General features: G+C 47.8%; 11 protein-coding genes. All 11 read left to right on the top strand.

What is annotated here, in order from left to right:
* The first annotated feature begins 11 nt into the window (after positions 1 to 11).
* Positions 12 to 3,482 (top strand): phage tail spike protein, encoded by a 3,471-nt coding sequence (locus L6439_RS20225; protein ID WP_213469606.1) that lies wholly within the window; start codon positions 12 to 14, stop codon positions 3,480 to 3,482.
* Between the two features lie 63 nt (positions 3,483 to 3,545).
* A complete protein-coding gene (locus L6439_RS20220) occupies positions 3,546 to 4,034 on the top strand; it encodes a hypothetical protein (RefSeq protein ID WP_213469605.1) in 489 nt (162 codons plus the stop codon).
* Between the two features lie 92 nt (positions 4,035 to 4,126).
* The gene (locus L6439_RS20215; protein ID WP_213469604.1) at positions 4,127 to 5,281 is read left to right on the top strand and encodes a hypothetical protein; all 1,155 of its coding nucleotides are present in this window, start codon (positions 4,127 to 4,129) and stop codon (positions 5,279 to 5,281) included.
* 25 nt (positions 5,282 to 5,306) lie between these two features.
* Positions 5,307 to 5,849: a hypothetical protein gene (locus L6439_RS20210; protein WP_168182922.1), complete on the top strand. Its 543-nt coding sequence runs from the start codon at positions 5,307 to 5,309 to the stop codon at positions 5,847 to 5,849.
* A gap of 114 nt (positions 5,850 to 5,963) precedes the next feature.
* Positions 5,964 to 6,575, top strand: a complete 612-nt coding sequence (locus L6439_RS20205; protein ID WP_213469603.1) for a hypothetical protein — start codon at positions 5,964 to 5,966, stop codon at positions 6,573 to 6,575.
* A 9-nt stretch (positions 6,576 to 6,584) separates the two neighbouring features.
* Positions 6,585 to 7,169 (top strand): hypothetical protein, encoded by a 585-nt coding sequence (locus tag L6439_RS20200; RefSeq protein ID WP_213469602.1) that lies wholly within the window; start codon positions 6,585 to 6,587, stop codon positions 7,167 to 7,169.
* A 2-nt stretch (positions 7,170 to 7,171) separates the two neighbouring features.
* Positions 7,172 to 7,846 carry a hypothetical protein gene (locus L6439_RS20195; RefSeq protein ID WP_213469601.1) on the top strand — a complete coding sequence of 225 codons (675 nt, stop codon included), beginning with the start codon at positions 7,172 to 7,174 and terminating at the stop codon, positions 7,844 to 7,846.
* A gap of 17 nt (positions 7,847 to 7,863) precedes the next feature.
* Positions 7,864 to 9,156, top strand: a complete 1,293-nt coding sequence (locus L6439_RS20190) for a discoidin domain-containing protein (protein WP_213469600.1) — start codon at positions 7,864 to 7,866, stop codon at positions 9,154 to 9,156.
* Positions 9,157 to 9,221: 65 nt separating this feature from the next.
* Positions 9,222 to 11,408: a hypothetical protein gene (locus L6439_RS20185; protein WP_213469599.1), complete on the top strand. Its 2,187-nt coding sequence runs from the start codon at positions 9,222 to 9,224 to the stop codon at positions 11,406 to 11,408.
* Between the two features lie 30 nt (positions 11,409 to 11,438).
* The gene (locus L6439_RS20180) at positions 11,439 to 12,569 is read left to right on the top strand and encodes an SPRY domain-containing protein (RefSeq protein ID WP_213469598.1); all 1,131 of its coding nucleotides are present in this window, start codon (positions 11,439 to 11,441) and stop codon (positions 12,567 to 12,569) included.
* Between the two features lie 610 nt (positions 12,570 to 13,179).
* On the top strand, positions 13,180 to 14,394 hold the full coding sequence (locus L6439_RS20175; protein ID WP_213469597.1) for a hypothetical protein: 1,215 nt from the start codon (positions 13,180 to 13,182) through the stop codon (positions 14,392 to 14,394).
* The last annotated feature ends 18 nt before the right edge of the window (positions 14,395 to 14,412 follow it).

The following is a 14,412-nucleotide window of genomic DNA, read 5'->3' as shown; positions in this document are numbered from 1 at the left end:
GGCGATGATGATTGCTGGGCGATATTGATTATCTCAAGAAGCCGTACCGGCCGCAGCTGTTCCTCGCCAAGCCGAACGGCAGCGTCATCAGCAAGATCAGCGAAGCGTACGATATCAGCCAGAACATCTCGCTGTCCTCCGTGAACGAGCTGACCTTCAAAATTCCGCTGTACCTGGACGTAAACCACCGGCTCGTGCCGAACAAAAATATCGGCCTGCTCCGCGAACGGTACCATATCCGGGTAACGCTCGGATCGAAAAGCGAATGGTATATGATTCACTCGATCGAGGACAGCGGACAGGACGACAGGCTGTACCGGCAGGTCGCCTGCTTCGCTCTTCCTTATGAGCTGAGCGACAAATCGATTCGGGATTACAGCGTCGAGTCGTATCATGCCGAGCAGGTGCTGACGGAATTGCTGCGCAACACGATCTGGAATATCGGCTATCTCGATGCCGACTTCAAGCTGACGTACCGCGCCTTCGAGTTCGGGAACACGACGGTGCTGGATGCGGTCTATCAAGTGGCCGAGACCTACAATGCGGTCGTCCAATGGGACACGCACCGGCGAACCGTGTCGCTGCTCAAGCCGGAGCTGTTCGGGGTGAACAAGGGCCTTTCTTTTTCCTATGGCAAGTACCTGAAGTCGATCGGCAAGGAAGCGCGAGCGGATGAGATGGTCACCCGGTTGAAGGCGTTCGGACAGGACGGGCTTACGATTCAAAAGGTCAACCCGACGGGGCAGAATTACATCGAGAATTTCCGTTATTTTCTGTATCCGTTCGAGCGGGACGCGCAGCGGCGGGTGATCCGGCACAGCCAATATATGTCCGATGAATTATGCCATGCGCTGCTTGATTATGAGGAGCTGGTGGAGAGCAGGCGGGACAAGTTCCGGGAATTGCTGGCCGAACGCAAGAAAATCGAGGACAGTCTGAACGAACGTAGCGTTGAGCTGGATAAGCTGAAAAAAAACGAAGCGGTCATTACCGACACGATGATTTCGCAGCAGTTCGAGCAGAAGATGTTTTTCGAGAAGTATGCGCATCGCGGCAGCAGCTCGCGAAGCTTCGCGCTGAATCCGGAATATCCGTACGCCGTCCTGTGCAAGGTCAGCCAAGGGGGCGTCACGGTCTCGCTCGACGGCGCGGATCAAGCCGCGGCTCCGGGCCGGTGGATGCTGCTCGGCAAGCGGCATCATGCGGACCGGGCGGTCGTCGAGGTGCGGGGCGGCGCCGAGGCCGAAGTGTTCCTCCAGGTGGCGCTCATCTCCCTTGACGAGCTGAACGGGGCGAACAACGGGCCGGACATTATTGAAAAGTTCAGCCTCGATAATAAGCAAATGCAGATTGCCGCCAAGGAAATCGAGATCAACAATTTGGAGCAGGCGCTGGATAATGTCAAGGCGAACATTGCCGAGCTGCAGAAGACGCTGTCCGCCGACAGCAATTTCGCTCCCGAACTGCTGCAGGAGCTGAACCTGTATGTCATCGAGAGGGAATTCAGCGATGACAAGTACATTGACGAGCAAGATCTGTATGAGGCGGCGCTTGAGAAGTTCAAGGAGCTGCAGCGCCCCCGGACGACATTCCGCATCGATATCGTGAACTTCCTCGAGATCCTCGAGGAGCAGCATAACTGGGACAAGCTGGTCGTCGGCGATTGGGTCACGATCAAGCATGAGCGGCTTCAGCTTGAGATCGAAGCCCGCATCGCGGAGATGATCTATGACTATGAGGACGGCAATATCAGCCTGACGATCAGCAATGCCAGAGATGTATCCGATGCGCAGAAGCGGCTGGAGAAATTCATCTACGATAGCAAGAACACGTCGATTGTCGTGGACACCAACAAGAAGAAATGGGGGCAGGCCGTTGTCGATACGTCGGACATGAGCCGGCTGTTCGACCATTTCTGGAACAAGGTCACGAACGACATCAATATGGCGTCGAATGAGTTCGTGACGCTGGATCGGAAAGGGTTGACGATTACCGATCCGAACGATCCGAACCGCTTCCTGCGGGCGACGCATGGCGCGCTGGGCCTGACGCGCTCGGGCGGGCTGCGTTATGATACGGCGATTACGCCGGACGGCCTGATCGCGGAGACGGTGCTCGGCAAGATCATTCTCGGGCAGCGCGTCGTCATCGGCGATACGACCGGGGTGTTCACCATCGAGGGCTCCCGCCTCATGATCGACGACCGCTGCGGCCGGGAGGTCGTGAAGCTCGGGCTGCTGGCGGAGCGACCCGATCGGTTCGGCATGATCGTGAACCGGTACGCTTCGGGCGATTGCGGCAGCGGCACGAAGGTGAACCGGGTCTCGATAACTGCGGATGACGGCTTCACGATCGAGCGCATTCGCCACGGCGTGTATGAGAAGACATTCGGCACCTCCCTGGACGGCGATCTGTTCGTCAAGGCCGGGGTCGACGATCAAGTGTTTACGATTGACAAGCAGGGGCTTGCGCTCGGTTCCTCCGTATGGTCGCAGGCTCCTTTTCACGCCGATTATTTGGGGAATGTCTGGATGAACAAGCTGTTCGCGAAGGACGCCGAGATTGACAGCTCCTTGTTCAAAAACGGCCATATCGAAGGCTCCAGCCTGGTCATCGGCGAAGGCAACGATGTGTTCAAGGTCTATCCGAGCCTGGGCATCTGGGCCGGGCATGATGAATTCGGGAAAGCCCCCTTCCGCGTCGACATGAAGGGCAATCTGACGGCCTACAAAGGAAAGTTCGTCGGCCCCGCGGGCCATGTGCTGATCGATACGGAAGCCGGCTACATCGATATGGATCATCTCGATATGATCAATGTGGGCAAGCTCATTCCGGAAATGATCCAGGTGAACACGATTCTGGCCGACAAGACGTATGTGAATGATCTGACGGTGAATAAGGTGAAGACGCTGCCGAAGGATGCGCAAGAAGGAGAATATGTCGACTATATCGAGATCCAGGAGCATGCGATTCAGTTCATCACCGCCAGGGTGTCGAAGAGCGAGCCGGCGCAGGATTCGCGCGGCCGTCCGCTCTACTGGCAGGATGCGGACAAGAAAGTGTTGACGACGGAAAATACCGGGATTGTGGCCAACACGTACAATTTTGACAGCATCAATGTGAAGCAAAAAATTACGTTCGAGCGAGACAAGCCTGGCGGCGGCGCCCAGCCGGTCCGCTATCTCGGTATCGGAGACGGCACCGGGGACGGCCACGGCGTGGCGGTCGAGAAAAAGTATTCCGGCGGTTATATGCTGGAATACGGCGCCAGCGCCACGGGCAAAAAACGCAGCTTCGACTTGAGGGACGAAGGCGTGTACGTGACCGCGAAGGAGAGCGGCATCGTGCTGGACGGTCGAGACATCGAAGCGATCGCCAAGGGAGGCGCGGGCCGCTTCGGCACCGAACGCGCTTATATTGAGATGACCGCTGACGGCAACATGATCTTCCATGCGGTCCAGTTTGATTTTGTGAACAGTTGATAGTTGTAAATAAGGATGAACCGTTCGTGGGCAAGCCGGTTCACCGTGAAGGGAGGGGATGCGATGGCTGCTATCGCCTTGCATGGGGGCGCAACCGCCCCGGTCGTGAAGGATGGGCATGTAACTTATACGATACAGACTTATGAGGAGCCTTGGTGCGCGCATCGGGATCCCGACACCGGAGAGTGTGACGATCCTAGGGGCGATGAATGGCACACGACCGGCTCAGGCAGCACCGGCGCGCTGATTACCGGCCGCGGCATTGCGGCGAGCTCCCGCTTCTATGTGAACGGCGTGTCTGCCGCCGTCGTCGGGGATCGGGTGAACGAAGCCTGGCAAGCGAGCCCGCCGGTTCCTTCGGATACCGCTAGGACACGGTACATCAACATTTCTCCGGGCACGTCGGGGAGCGGGCAAGGCACGATAACGGGCGGCAACGCGAAGCGGGTGTATTTGAACGGCAAGCTGATTGCCGTCCAGGGGTCAAGCGTGACGACCTGTCTCGGAAATGGGACGACGATTCGCGAAGGAAATTCATTGATCAATATGTAGGCATGCCAGCGCTTCTCTTCAACGAGAGGCGTTTTTGGGTTGCAATGATGGCCTGCATTTCGAATTCATCGATAGATTAAGGAGGTGATAGGATGGCCCAATTACGGACGCATCTCGAACTGCATGATCCGGTGACCATTATTTGGCGGGAAGGCACGCCAGAGGAGCCTTACAAGGAGCATATCGATTCGCTCCCCGTCATTAACAACCAGATTACGCTGCTGGAGATTCCTTCGCAGACCGACAAGGTCCGCATCGAGGGATTGACCGAGGTCGACCCGGAACGTTTCGATAAGAAGCTGGCCTTGTCGCCGCATGAATTTCTGGTCAACTATGCGAACGGAACGATTCAGTTCCATCCGTCCCAGGAAGGCAAGACGCTGTTGTGCAAATATAAGGGCAGAGGCCTGATCCTCTATCCGGCTTCCCGCATCTATGCGATGGTCAGCCGGCATCCGGATGTCGTCAAGACGCTGCAGGACATGATTGACGAGATGCTGCAGCGGCTGCGGGAGACGAATCTGGCCATCGCGGAGGTCAACGAGGCCGTGGCGATGGCGAAGGAGGCGGCTCATGCGGCCGATCGGTCCGCCGACCAGGCGAATCAGGCCGCGGATGAGGCGAAGCTCGCTGCCGAGCAGGCGCTGTTGGCTTATAAGTCAACGCTTCTGGTGTTCAAGCCTCCCGTGGCGGATAGGAAGGAGCTGATCGCGACCTATCCGTATCCGCATATCGGCTGGACCGTGCAGACGTACAAGGATGGCAACCGCTACCGGTTCGACGGCAAGGAATGGGTGCTCATCGACATTTTCGGCCGCAGCATTCAGCCGGTGAGCGAGCATGCGGACGGCCTGATGACGGTCGCCGAGCATGTGAAGTTAAAAAGCATCCCGCTGGAAGTGAAGGACCGGGTGATGGTGTTCTGCCTGCCGAATTCCTTATATCAGGGCGTTCAGAGCGTCATTGCGAGGTTCCCTTTTCAGGGAGAACTGGTCGGCATCGAAGCGTTGTGCGGGGTAGCCGGCGAATCCGATACCGAGATTACAGTGGAAAAATCGCTGGACGGGGTGAATTGGAGCGGGATTATGTCCCAGCCGGTTCGCATCAAGGCCCATCAGCATGTCGATGATCGCAGCGCCGTCATCGATAACAAGGTTGTGAATGCCGGCGATATGTTCCGGCTTCATGTCGTGAAGCAAGGCGTGAACATCCAGCATGTCACGCTGCAGCTCATCGTCAACATATAACGATAACGAGAAAAGAGGAAAAAAGATGACCAAACCGATCGTAAGCTGGTTCAACGACACGCATACTGCCCAAATTGAGGCTCCGTTTGATTTTGGCGTTATTGATGCCGGAGATCTGGGGCCGCTGCGCACGTTTAACATTTGGAACAACCGCAACGGCGAGACCGACGTCTCGAAGATGGAGGACTGCACGTTCACGACGCGCGACATGGGCGGGGGTACCGGCGATACGCCTGAAAACGACGTCGAAGCCGTCCGAAACAATTGGTTCCATGTTCAGGTGGACTCCCTCGGCGAGACCGATATCGAGGAGGAGACATCGGCAGTCGGCAAAATTCGCATGAAGCCGATCGGCACGACGGGCAAGACGACGAAGGATCATGAGGGCAACCCGCTGTCGATTCCGCTGACTCCGGCCAGCCAGGAGATTCTCGGGGTCAACAATAACGGGAATCCGATGGACGCCGCCGGCAACTATGTGACCGTGACGGTGCAGCCAAAAATTCCGCTGGACGCGTCGAGCGGCCGGCAAGAATTCAAGCTGCGCGTGTCCTATCGCTATGTATAACGTTGAATAGAGCAACAATGTACACCAAGACACTGTATCCAGGCGGGGCCGATAGGGTCCCGTCTGTTTTGCTTTATGGAAATATTCATCTCACAATACAATGGGAGGTTACGCATGATTTTTGACAAGCACATAACGCGTTCGCCTGTCGCCCAGTCGTTCATCTGGGTGGCGGAATATGCCGACGGCACGCATCTCGCTGAATATAACTTCGACAACGGAAAAGCAAACAGCTTTTATCATATAGACAAAACCAAACTGATCCGGTTCGGATTGATCGGGGAAGGCTCGCAAATCTACTTCGATGTCGGCAACGGCGTCTTCACGATGAACGGCCACCGGCTGTCCTTGTCCTACTCGGCCTCCTCGCGGGAATATCCGCTGACCGGGCGGACCTTCCTGTACAACGACATAATTACGTACAAAAACGCCGTCTCCGACGCCAAGCTGATCACGGCGGGCGGGAAGGGAGGGGCCTTCTCCGACTCGATTACCCAGTACAACATCGGCTACAAAAAACAAATGCAGCTCCACGACGCCAACATCGATTTTCAGTGCATTCTCTCCATTCCCTATAATGATGCGGCGTTCATGCAGATTAAAATAACGTCAGACATCGATCTGGACGGCACAATGCACATTCGCAGAAACGGATATCTTGTGGATGAGATTCAAGCGCCCCTGAAGGCGAAGCATGCCGGGCAGATCAATTGGACGATACGATGAGGTGATTCGATGACAAACGCAACGCATGAAGTGATTATTCCCGTCGATTTGGCAGCAGGCACTTTTACGAACACCGTCATAAAAGACGGCAAACTGCAATTGAAGGAACTCAAGAAAGACGATGAGGGAAACATCGTCTACGCTCCCTCCGGCTCCTGGGAGTCGCTGCCGATCATCATCCAGGACCGATTCGCCTCCTTTCAACGGATGACACAGGCGGTAGACATGAAGGGTGCGGCAGACTATAAGCTATACATCCGCTATTCTGCGGACAGCATCACCTGGACCGAATACGCAGCCATCGACAAAACGGCCGGCAATCTCGACAGCGCCCCCTTCGCCAAATACGCTCAGCTCAAAATCGAATTCATCCCCGCCCTGCACGGCGCGACCTTTACCGTAGACGACTTCACCGATTCAGCCAAATACACCAACGAATGGGTCAACTCCGACGAGGGCGTGCTGGAGCTGAAAAAGCACTATCGCTACAAGTACGAGCGGGACGAAACTTGGGAAGATGAAGGTGTGCTTTTGAGGAAGAGGATACCGAATGGGAAGTTGAAGAAGATTGATTCGTTACGGGTGGAGGGTTAAGGATGCCAGTTCCAGCGACTACGGGACAATTGAGAAAACATGTGAAGGATATGAAGATTGGGGATTATATCGTTTGGAGTTATCAGCCTGATGGCTATTTTGAGTTCGGCGCAGACACGTCAAGATATACAGAATGCCCATTAGAAGGAATTCCAAATGGGGAAACCTCAAAAGGTAAGTACTGGTATGGAGTTAAAGTCGACAAAGGATTAATTATTTCAGACAGAGTTCTTAGAAACCAATGGTCATGGGACTATTTGAATAGTGTGAAGTATATCGAAGGGGTTAGTACGACAATTTCTACGGTGGAGGGAATTCTTCGTTCCCTTACTGGCGGCGTTGCTTATGCGGATGCTAACGGAAATAAATCATTAACCGATCAAGGCTATGGTGGGTGGCCTGCTAATAATGAGTGGGATAAATATATAGTTAACTTTCCTTCAAGCAAGATACAACAAGACCACACTATAAATGATGTTTTCCATTGGAATGAAAAAATAACGGTTTGTCAAGAGACTCCAGCTCTTGGGGTTATCACATATGACGGGTTTAACACGACTGACTCTAAAAAAAGAGTAAGAAGAGGGTATAAAACGATTCAGGCCTTGTATCACATAGCAGCAGATTCTGCATCGGAATTTAATGGTTTTCGACCTGTATTCGAATATAAAGAATAGAAAGAAGGTGAATATAAGTGCTAGAAGAGGTAAAAAATGTTGAACAATTAAAAATTGGAAAAAAAATAAGATGCCACTACAAAGCAATATCAAATACATTCGGTACTTTTTCAGGACTTGGGAAAGAAACATCCGGCTTCATTTCACCTACAACATCATCTGCTGCACCAAACGGTGATTTTTATTTTATTTGTGTCGATAGGGATTATCTGGGCAGATGGAAATTGATCGCTGATAGAAACATACAGCATTCCATTTCATGGGATACCTTAAATAGTGCTGGAATAGCCAATGGAAGCGGATTGCCAATTGAATTGGACTATGAGAATGTCGCGTTCAACAAGCACGTCGAGACTGATACTAATCATTTTGAGAATTTTTCAATATCCAAAGTGGTTGATGGCATTGACATTCATACTGACGGCTTTTTGCAATCAGATGGAGATAAAGGGAAAATTACAAGAATAATTATTGATTTGGGGAAAGAAGAAGAGATAGATGGATTAGCTCTGACCAATTTACTATATACATCGGGTTATCGTTGTAAAAACTTTGGTTTTAGTTGGTCAAATGATAAGAATAATTGGAATTTTATTATGAACGCGGTGCTGCCAAATAATGAAATTAAACACTTTTTTAAAGCAAAAGCACGTGCCAGATATTTCTCGATCTTACTTAAAGACAGTTATCTTGGTTCAGGATGGTCACTAGGGATTGGAGAAATTGAGCTTATTAAAACAAACCGCCAAACCAAATCAGTTCTTAGGCTGCTAACTGGTGGTACTAGTCCTGAGGATGAAGATAACGAATGGAACAAATATATTGTGAATGATACGTTGAACGGTTTAATCACGCCCGGAGATGATAATATCTGGAACTGGAAATCAGACACGCCATCTTGGACGAGTGCAACTCAAACTATTGCCAGTAGAAGGGTGAGAAGAGGAGGAGGGGCAGGTGGATTAAGAGGATATTATAGTGATTCTGCTACCTTGTCAGAGTTCAATGTTTCGGGTACAGCATGCGGATTTCGTCCGGTGTTACTTCTTTTACCTCCACTAACGAATTCCTTGATTTACCATGATGATAAATACAAAACATATAATAATGGTTGGAAACCAATTTCAACAACTTTACCCTCAAAAGACACTTTTATGAATGATGGCATGAGTGATTTATCTGTTCTAGAGAGAAAAGGGCAGATTGTTTCTCTTCCTATGATATCCTCTGCATTGGGTGAAGGTAGAGTGTTTAAAACAAAAATTGATTACAAGAAGTACTTTGACATCAATAGCATGGATGTGAAGTAGAACCGAATTGGTTCTGCTTCTTTTGTCTTGAATACCGATTTGATTTGGACGGGATGGTGAGGAAGATGGCGATAGTATGGAATAATTTTACCTATGATAAAAAATATGTTGTAGATGCTCTTAATGGAGATGACGCTTCAGGAGATGGCATAAAAAAACCGTTTAAAACTTTGTCTAAATTGTTGCAATTCATACCAAAAGATAAAAACAGTCTTATTAAACTGGAAGATGGCGAGTATACATTTGGACAAGACATATCAGATGGATTTGCAAATTGCAGAGTAACTATTGTAGGGAATAAAGCTAGAACGACTTTGAAACAAATCCAAGGTTTATATTCAAATAAGGGTGGTGGTAGCGGCACTTTTACACTTGAATTTATACAGCTAATTTTTACAATAGACGCTGCTTTAACACAGCATAATCTGAACAACTTTAAATTTACTTGGAATATGTACAATATTGTAATAGTTGAAGTACCGTCAAATGATTATGCGGTCTTTGTACCTGATGGTGGAACACTCAAAATATACAATTGCATAAATATTAGCCCATCTAATAATTTACTCAGGACTACTTACGGAATTATTGAACTGACCAATTGTTATGGAGGGTTCACTAGTGGATACGGTACTAACAATAGTAATTGGGATAAACGTAATAATATAATCACGAGTACTCCTATTTACGATTCGGATTATAAGGTTCCTTATGATGAGATTGGAGTATATTATGGCGAATTCGCATGGAAAAAAAACAAGTTTTTAATTCAAGCTGCAAAACGAAAGTATCTCTCATTTGAGAATAAAATTGATAGGCTAACATCCATCCCAAAAATGACATCAAATACATCTCCTAGTGGACGCGCATTTGCTAAAGACGTATGGAGTTCTTCATATGATGTTTGGTACGCATTTAATCAAGCGGATGATAATGATGGTTATTGCTCTAAAAGTGGAAGTGGCGGAGTTGGATATTTGGGATATGAGTTTGTTCAACCAATTCCTATTTTTAAATATGCATTACGAAGCATGGGTAACTCTAGTGTGCTTACTACTATGCCGAAAGATTGGACTTTTGAAGGTAGTACCGATGGAGAAAGGTGGCATATTTTAGATACTCAGAGAAATCAATCTTGGAGTACAACAAACACAGATAAATACTACTACATCAGCTATCCTAAATCTTTTAAAATGTATCGCTTGAATTGGACAGCAAACAATGGACATACGGGGTATACGGGCATCAATGAACTAAAGATGTATAGCGGTACTAGTATGGTTTCGCATATTCCGACAATAAATGAAAAATACGTAACTACGTATGGGGGTGACAAGTTAATACAAGAAACTTTTAAAAATAAATATGATAAGGTGCGTCTAGTATCCAATAAAGAAAGCAAATTAAATGAAGGAAAAATATTTGAGCACGAGATTGATTTGAAGAAATATGAAGTAAATAAGATTACTACGATTGTGAACACTATGTCTTTATCAGAAAATGGGGGGAATTATAAAAACCTTGCTCCAAAATTGCTCCCCAGTGCAATGGGAAGATTTCTAGGTACAACAGAAAAAGATTTATACAAGGCTATAGAGGGAGATGGAATACTGACATCCGGAAAATTCATACAATTCGCAAGTCCTTCACATAACTCGCCAGTAATATTTATGTTAAAACCAAATGGTTCTGCCATAAAATTAAATAAAATTAGAGTTGCATTTGGTGTTTCTGATTGGAGTGGAAATACAACAGCCTCTGATTTTGAAGTTCAAATTTCTAAAAATAGTTCCTCATTAATAAATGATCCATCTGCGAGCACCAATTGGGAAACTATCTATTCAATAAACGGGAACTCAAAAAAAGATTTTATAGAAATTAGGCCTACAACATCAGTCATAACACCAATGATAAGAATTATCATATATAAAAGTGCCCATTCAACCTATCTTACAATAAGCGAAGTCGAAGTCTATGGAGTAGAAGTTAATGACTATATGTTGCTTAAACCAGAAACAGACTCTTATTTGTACAGCATTTCAAACTCCCAGTTGATTTATTTGCGAAATAATATAAATAAAAATAGTTTCACTGGATATGGATTTTGGAAAGGAGAATCGGTTGATTTTACTAAAGAATTGGAAAATAAGATGTATGTTTCAGATGAAGCGACACCTTTAGGATCAGGAAAAGTATTCAAACAAAAAATCGACACATCAAAAATTCCTATCAAGAAAGTGTCGATTGAATGAGGGATCAATTCAGAGAGGATGGTGAGGAAGATGGGGATTATAGACGTTACTTGGGATACAGTAAATAAAGGCAGTGATGTGATTCTAAGCAATGCGAACCTAACAGCAAAAGTCCCTAATTACAAGAATACTGTAAGAGCAACGCACGGGAAACACTATGGAAGATGGTATTGGGAAATAACAATTAGTGTATATAATTGGCTGCTCATAGGAATAGTGAACAAAAATGCATATATAAACATGAGCAATGGTTCTACACCAGATGTTAGGTATTATAGAGAAAATGGGTATAGACATCCGGAAGCAACCCCATATGGGGAAACTTTTGATGTCGGTGATACTATAAGCGTCCTTCTTGACTTGGAAAGTGGGACGTTAGAATTTTGGAAAAATGGAGCTAGTCAAGGGATTTCTCATACCAATATCAAAACAATGGGGGAAGTTTTTCCTGCTGTTTCAGCTCCACAGTCAGCATCTAAAGAAAGTACGGTAACAGCGAATTTCGGTGCGACTCCTTTTAAATACAAAGTTCCACTTGGTTTTTTACCCTATCAAACACAAGAAAAAGTATTAGTTTTGTCGAATGGAGTTTACTGGCAATATAGCAACATCGGATGGGAAAGAGTAACTAATTCATCACCAACAGAACAAGATTATATTAATCATGGCATGGATGATATTTCGATAATTCCCGAATCGGCGTGGAAAGAACTTTCTGGTGATGTTCAAGTGGGCTACTGGACGAATGACCTATACAAACCTGAAGCCTTCTTCAACATCGAAACCGAACCATTTACCCTTGCTGAAGAATTTGATGCTCAAACAATCAAAATCATCGAATATACCGAAAACCCTGACCAAGAAGATTCAACCATCACCTTAGAAACCGAACCATTCACCTTTTACGATGAGGTTGGTGACAGTTTTGATGTACTGTACTACACCGACGATCCAGATAAGACGGAAGCTGAACTTGAAGTCAGCCATAATTATTCGCCGCTGGACGAATTGGATGGAGACTTTGAATTGGTGACATGGACAATGGAAGAAGAGGCGGAAGTTCAAGAGGAACTTAAACGAATATTTAAAGAAAAAATTGAAGATGGAGATCTATACGGTGTAACGGTGGATTTATCAAAAGGGACGATAAATATTAAGTGAGGCAGTTATCAAAGGCTGTCTCTTTTATTTTGTGAAATTATTGAAAGGAGATGATGTTATGGCAGGTAATGCAAAACCTGATGTGCCGGATTTAGGAGATGAGATAAAAATTGAACTTATCTCCTTCAGAGGTTCATCTGTGGATACTCATAATGCATCAGATTCCTCGGCATTGTTTGATGGCATTACGATTAAACAGGGTATCTACAACGCAGTTATTATGTCCTCCGGTGGTTTATATTTTTTAGAGTTTTCTGTAGATAGAAGTTGCAACTTATGGGCTGTTGGCGGCAGCTATTCGGACAGTGGTGGTAGTGCGGGAAAACAAATCAAGCTTCAAAAGTGGGATGGGGAAAAGTATGAAGATGTTGGAGTTTACAACACTACATCCTCAAATGATTGGTATCTTTTATTCCCAAATTTAACAGCGGGGAAATATAAAATTACTCCAATGGGGAATTATGTAGCTTTCAACGAGTGGTATGCGGAAAGCATAACTCCAAATAAAAGTCTAATCCAACTAAACAACGGCGAGTATCGAACATACAGAGACACTGGATGGGAAGTCATAAGCCCTCCGGTATTTTCGCAAGTATTCGCCCAACACGGCATGACCGATCTCTCCATCATCCCGCCGGAGGCCTGGCAGGAGCTGGCCCAGCTCTCTCCCACAGTCGAAATCGTGACCTATGTGCCGGAGGGCAACAAGGTGAAGTCTGTCACCGAGACTTATAGGGACATCCCCTTGCGCATCGATATGAAGGCTTTACCGTTCGAGCAGCTTGTCGTGCAGCCGGGCGATTTTGAGCTGCATGGCAGTCTTCTCGCTATCATTGCGAATCAGATTCCTGTGAATGCTTATGAGGGCCGCTGCCGGTTTATTTTGTCGTTCGATGGCGGCGTGACGTGGGAAGTGTTCCGGAATGGACGATGGAAAACGGTGAATGCAAGCGATATGGCGAAGGTGCGCGAGCTGGGCATGAGCTTCAAAGCGCTTGGCAAAATTAAAGAGGCGAACTTCCAAGATAAGGGCTGCCAGCTTCGGATTGGCTATTATTTGGACGATAGCATTCATCGCGAAGAGGAAGTGAAGCTAGATCATACGCGGTTGTTGGCGAGGTCTGCTCTGGACGACGTCAAGGTGAAGGACCTGTCGCTAACGCTTCTCAATACGAAGGCATCGATTGAGCTCAAGCTGACGGGCAACAAGTTAACCGGCCGCTTGGATGATGCCGATAAGGGAAAAGTTCAGTACAGGGTGCTGCTGAATGATAAGCCTTACTTTCCGGCGAATGGGGAATTCACGCGCCTGGCCGCTTCACCGCTCGATATGAATCTGTCGATCTCGGAGCGGGATATTGTGTTCAATCGGGAGAATAAGCTTCGCGTCGAATATCAGGATTATTGGGGCGAGACTGAGTCTTGGGAGACGAAGTTCATCGGCAGCTACTCCGGCTTGATGTTCATGGATGAGACGGGGAATTATTACTCCGACACGTTCGGCGGGATTCTGAAATACTTGGATTTCGATATGCTGATTGCCGGGCAGACCAGTCTGGATCAGAAGGTCGTCGTCAAAAACCAGTTGGGCTACTCGATTACGAATCTGACACTGAAGACGGTCAATGAGTCGCTACCGGATGGCGTAGCGATCGAGCTGTCCCGGAAGTCGAGCCCGTTCATTCCCGTCGATAGTCTGCTGTACAGTGAAGTATTGCATCATGGAGACACGGTTGAATTTTATGTCCGGATTGCCACGGAGATTGACGCCAAGCCGACGCCGGATGGCCGCTTCGAGATTCGGGCCTATGCCAATCGGATATAGACAGTCTCAATACAATGA

Source organism: Paenibacillus dendritiformis (assembly GCF_021654795.1).
In the GTDB taxonomy this organism is placed as follows: domain Bacteria; phylum Bacillota; class Bacilli; order Paenibacillales; family Paenibacillaceae; genus Paenibacillus_B.
Note: the sequence above shows the minus strand (reverse complement) of the source record. Positions and strands in the feature narration are given on the sequence as shown.

Excerpts from the sequence above, each read along its gene's own strand:
- L6439_RS20220 (WP_213469605.1), top strand. The coding sequence starts at position 3,546 with ATGGCTGCTATCGCCTTGCATGGGGGCGCAACCGCCCCGGTCGTGAAG.
- L6439_RS20215 (WP_213469604.1), top strand. The coding sequence starts at position 4,127 with ATGGCCCAATTACGGACGCATCTCGAACTGCATGATCCGGTGACCATT.
- L6439_RS20210 (WP_168182922.1), top strand. The coding sequence starts at position 5,307 with ATGACCAAACCGATCGTAAGCTGGTTCAACGACACGCATACTGCCCAA.
- L6439_RS20205 (WP_213469603.1), top strand. The coding sequence starts at position 5,964 with ATGATTTTTGACAAGCACATAACGCGTTCGCCTGTCGCCCAGTCGTTC.
- L6439_RS20200 (WP_213469602.1), top strand. The coding sequence starts at position 6,585 with ATGACAAACGCAACGCATGAAGTGATTATTCCCGTCGATTTGGCAGCA.
- L6439_RS20195 (WP_213469601.1), top strand. The coding sequence starts at position 7,172 with ATGCCAGTTCCAGCGACTACGGGACAATTGAGAAAACATGTGAAGGAT.
- L6439_RS20185 (WP_213469599.1), top strand. The coding sequence starts at position 9,222 with ATGGCGATAGTATGGAATAATTTTACCTATGATAAAAAATATGTTGTA.
- L6439_RS20180 (WP_213469598.1), top strand. The coding sequence starts at position 11,439 with ATGGGGATTATAGACGTTACTTGGGATACAGTAAATAAAGGCAGTGAT.
- L6439_RS20175 (WP_213469597.1), top strand. The coding sequence starts at position 13,180 with ATGACCGATCTCTCCATCATCCCGCCGGAGGCCTGGCAGGAGCTGGCC.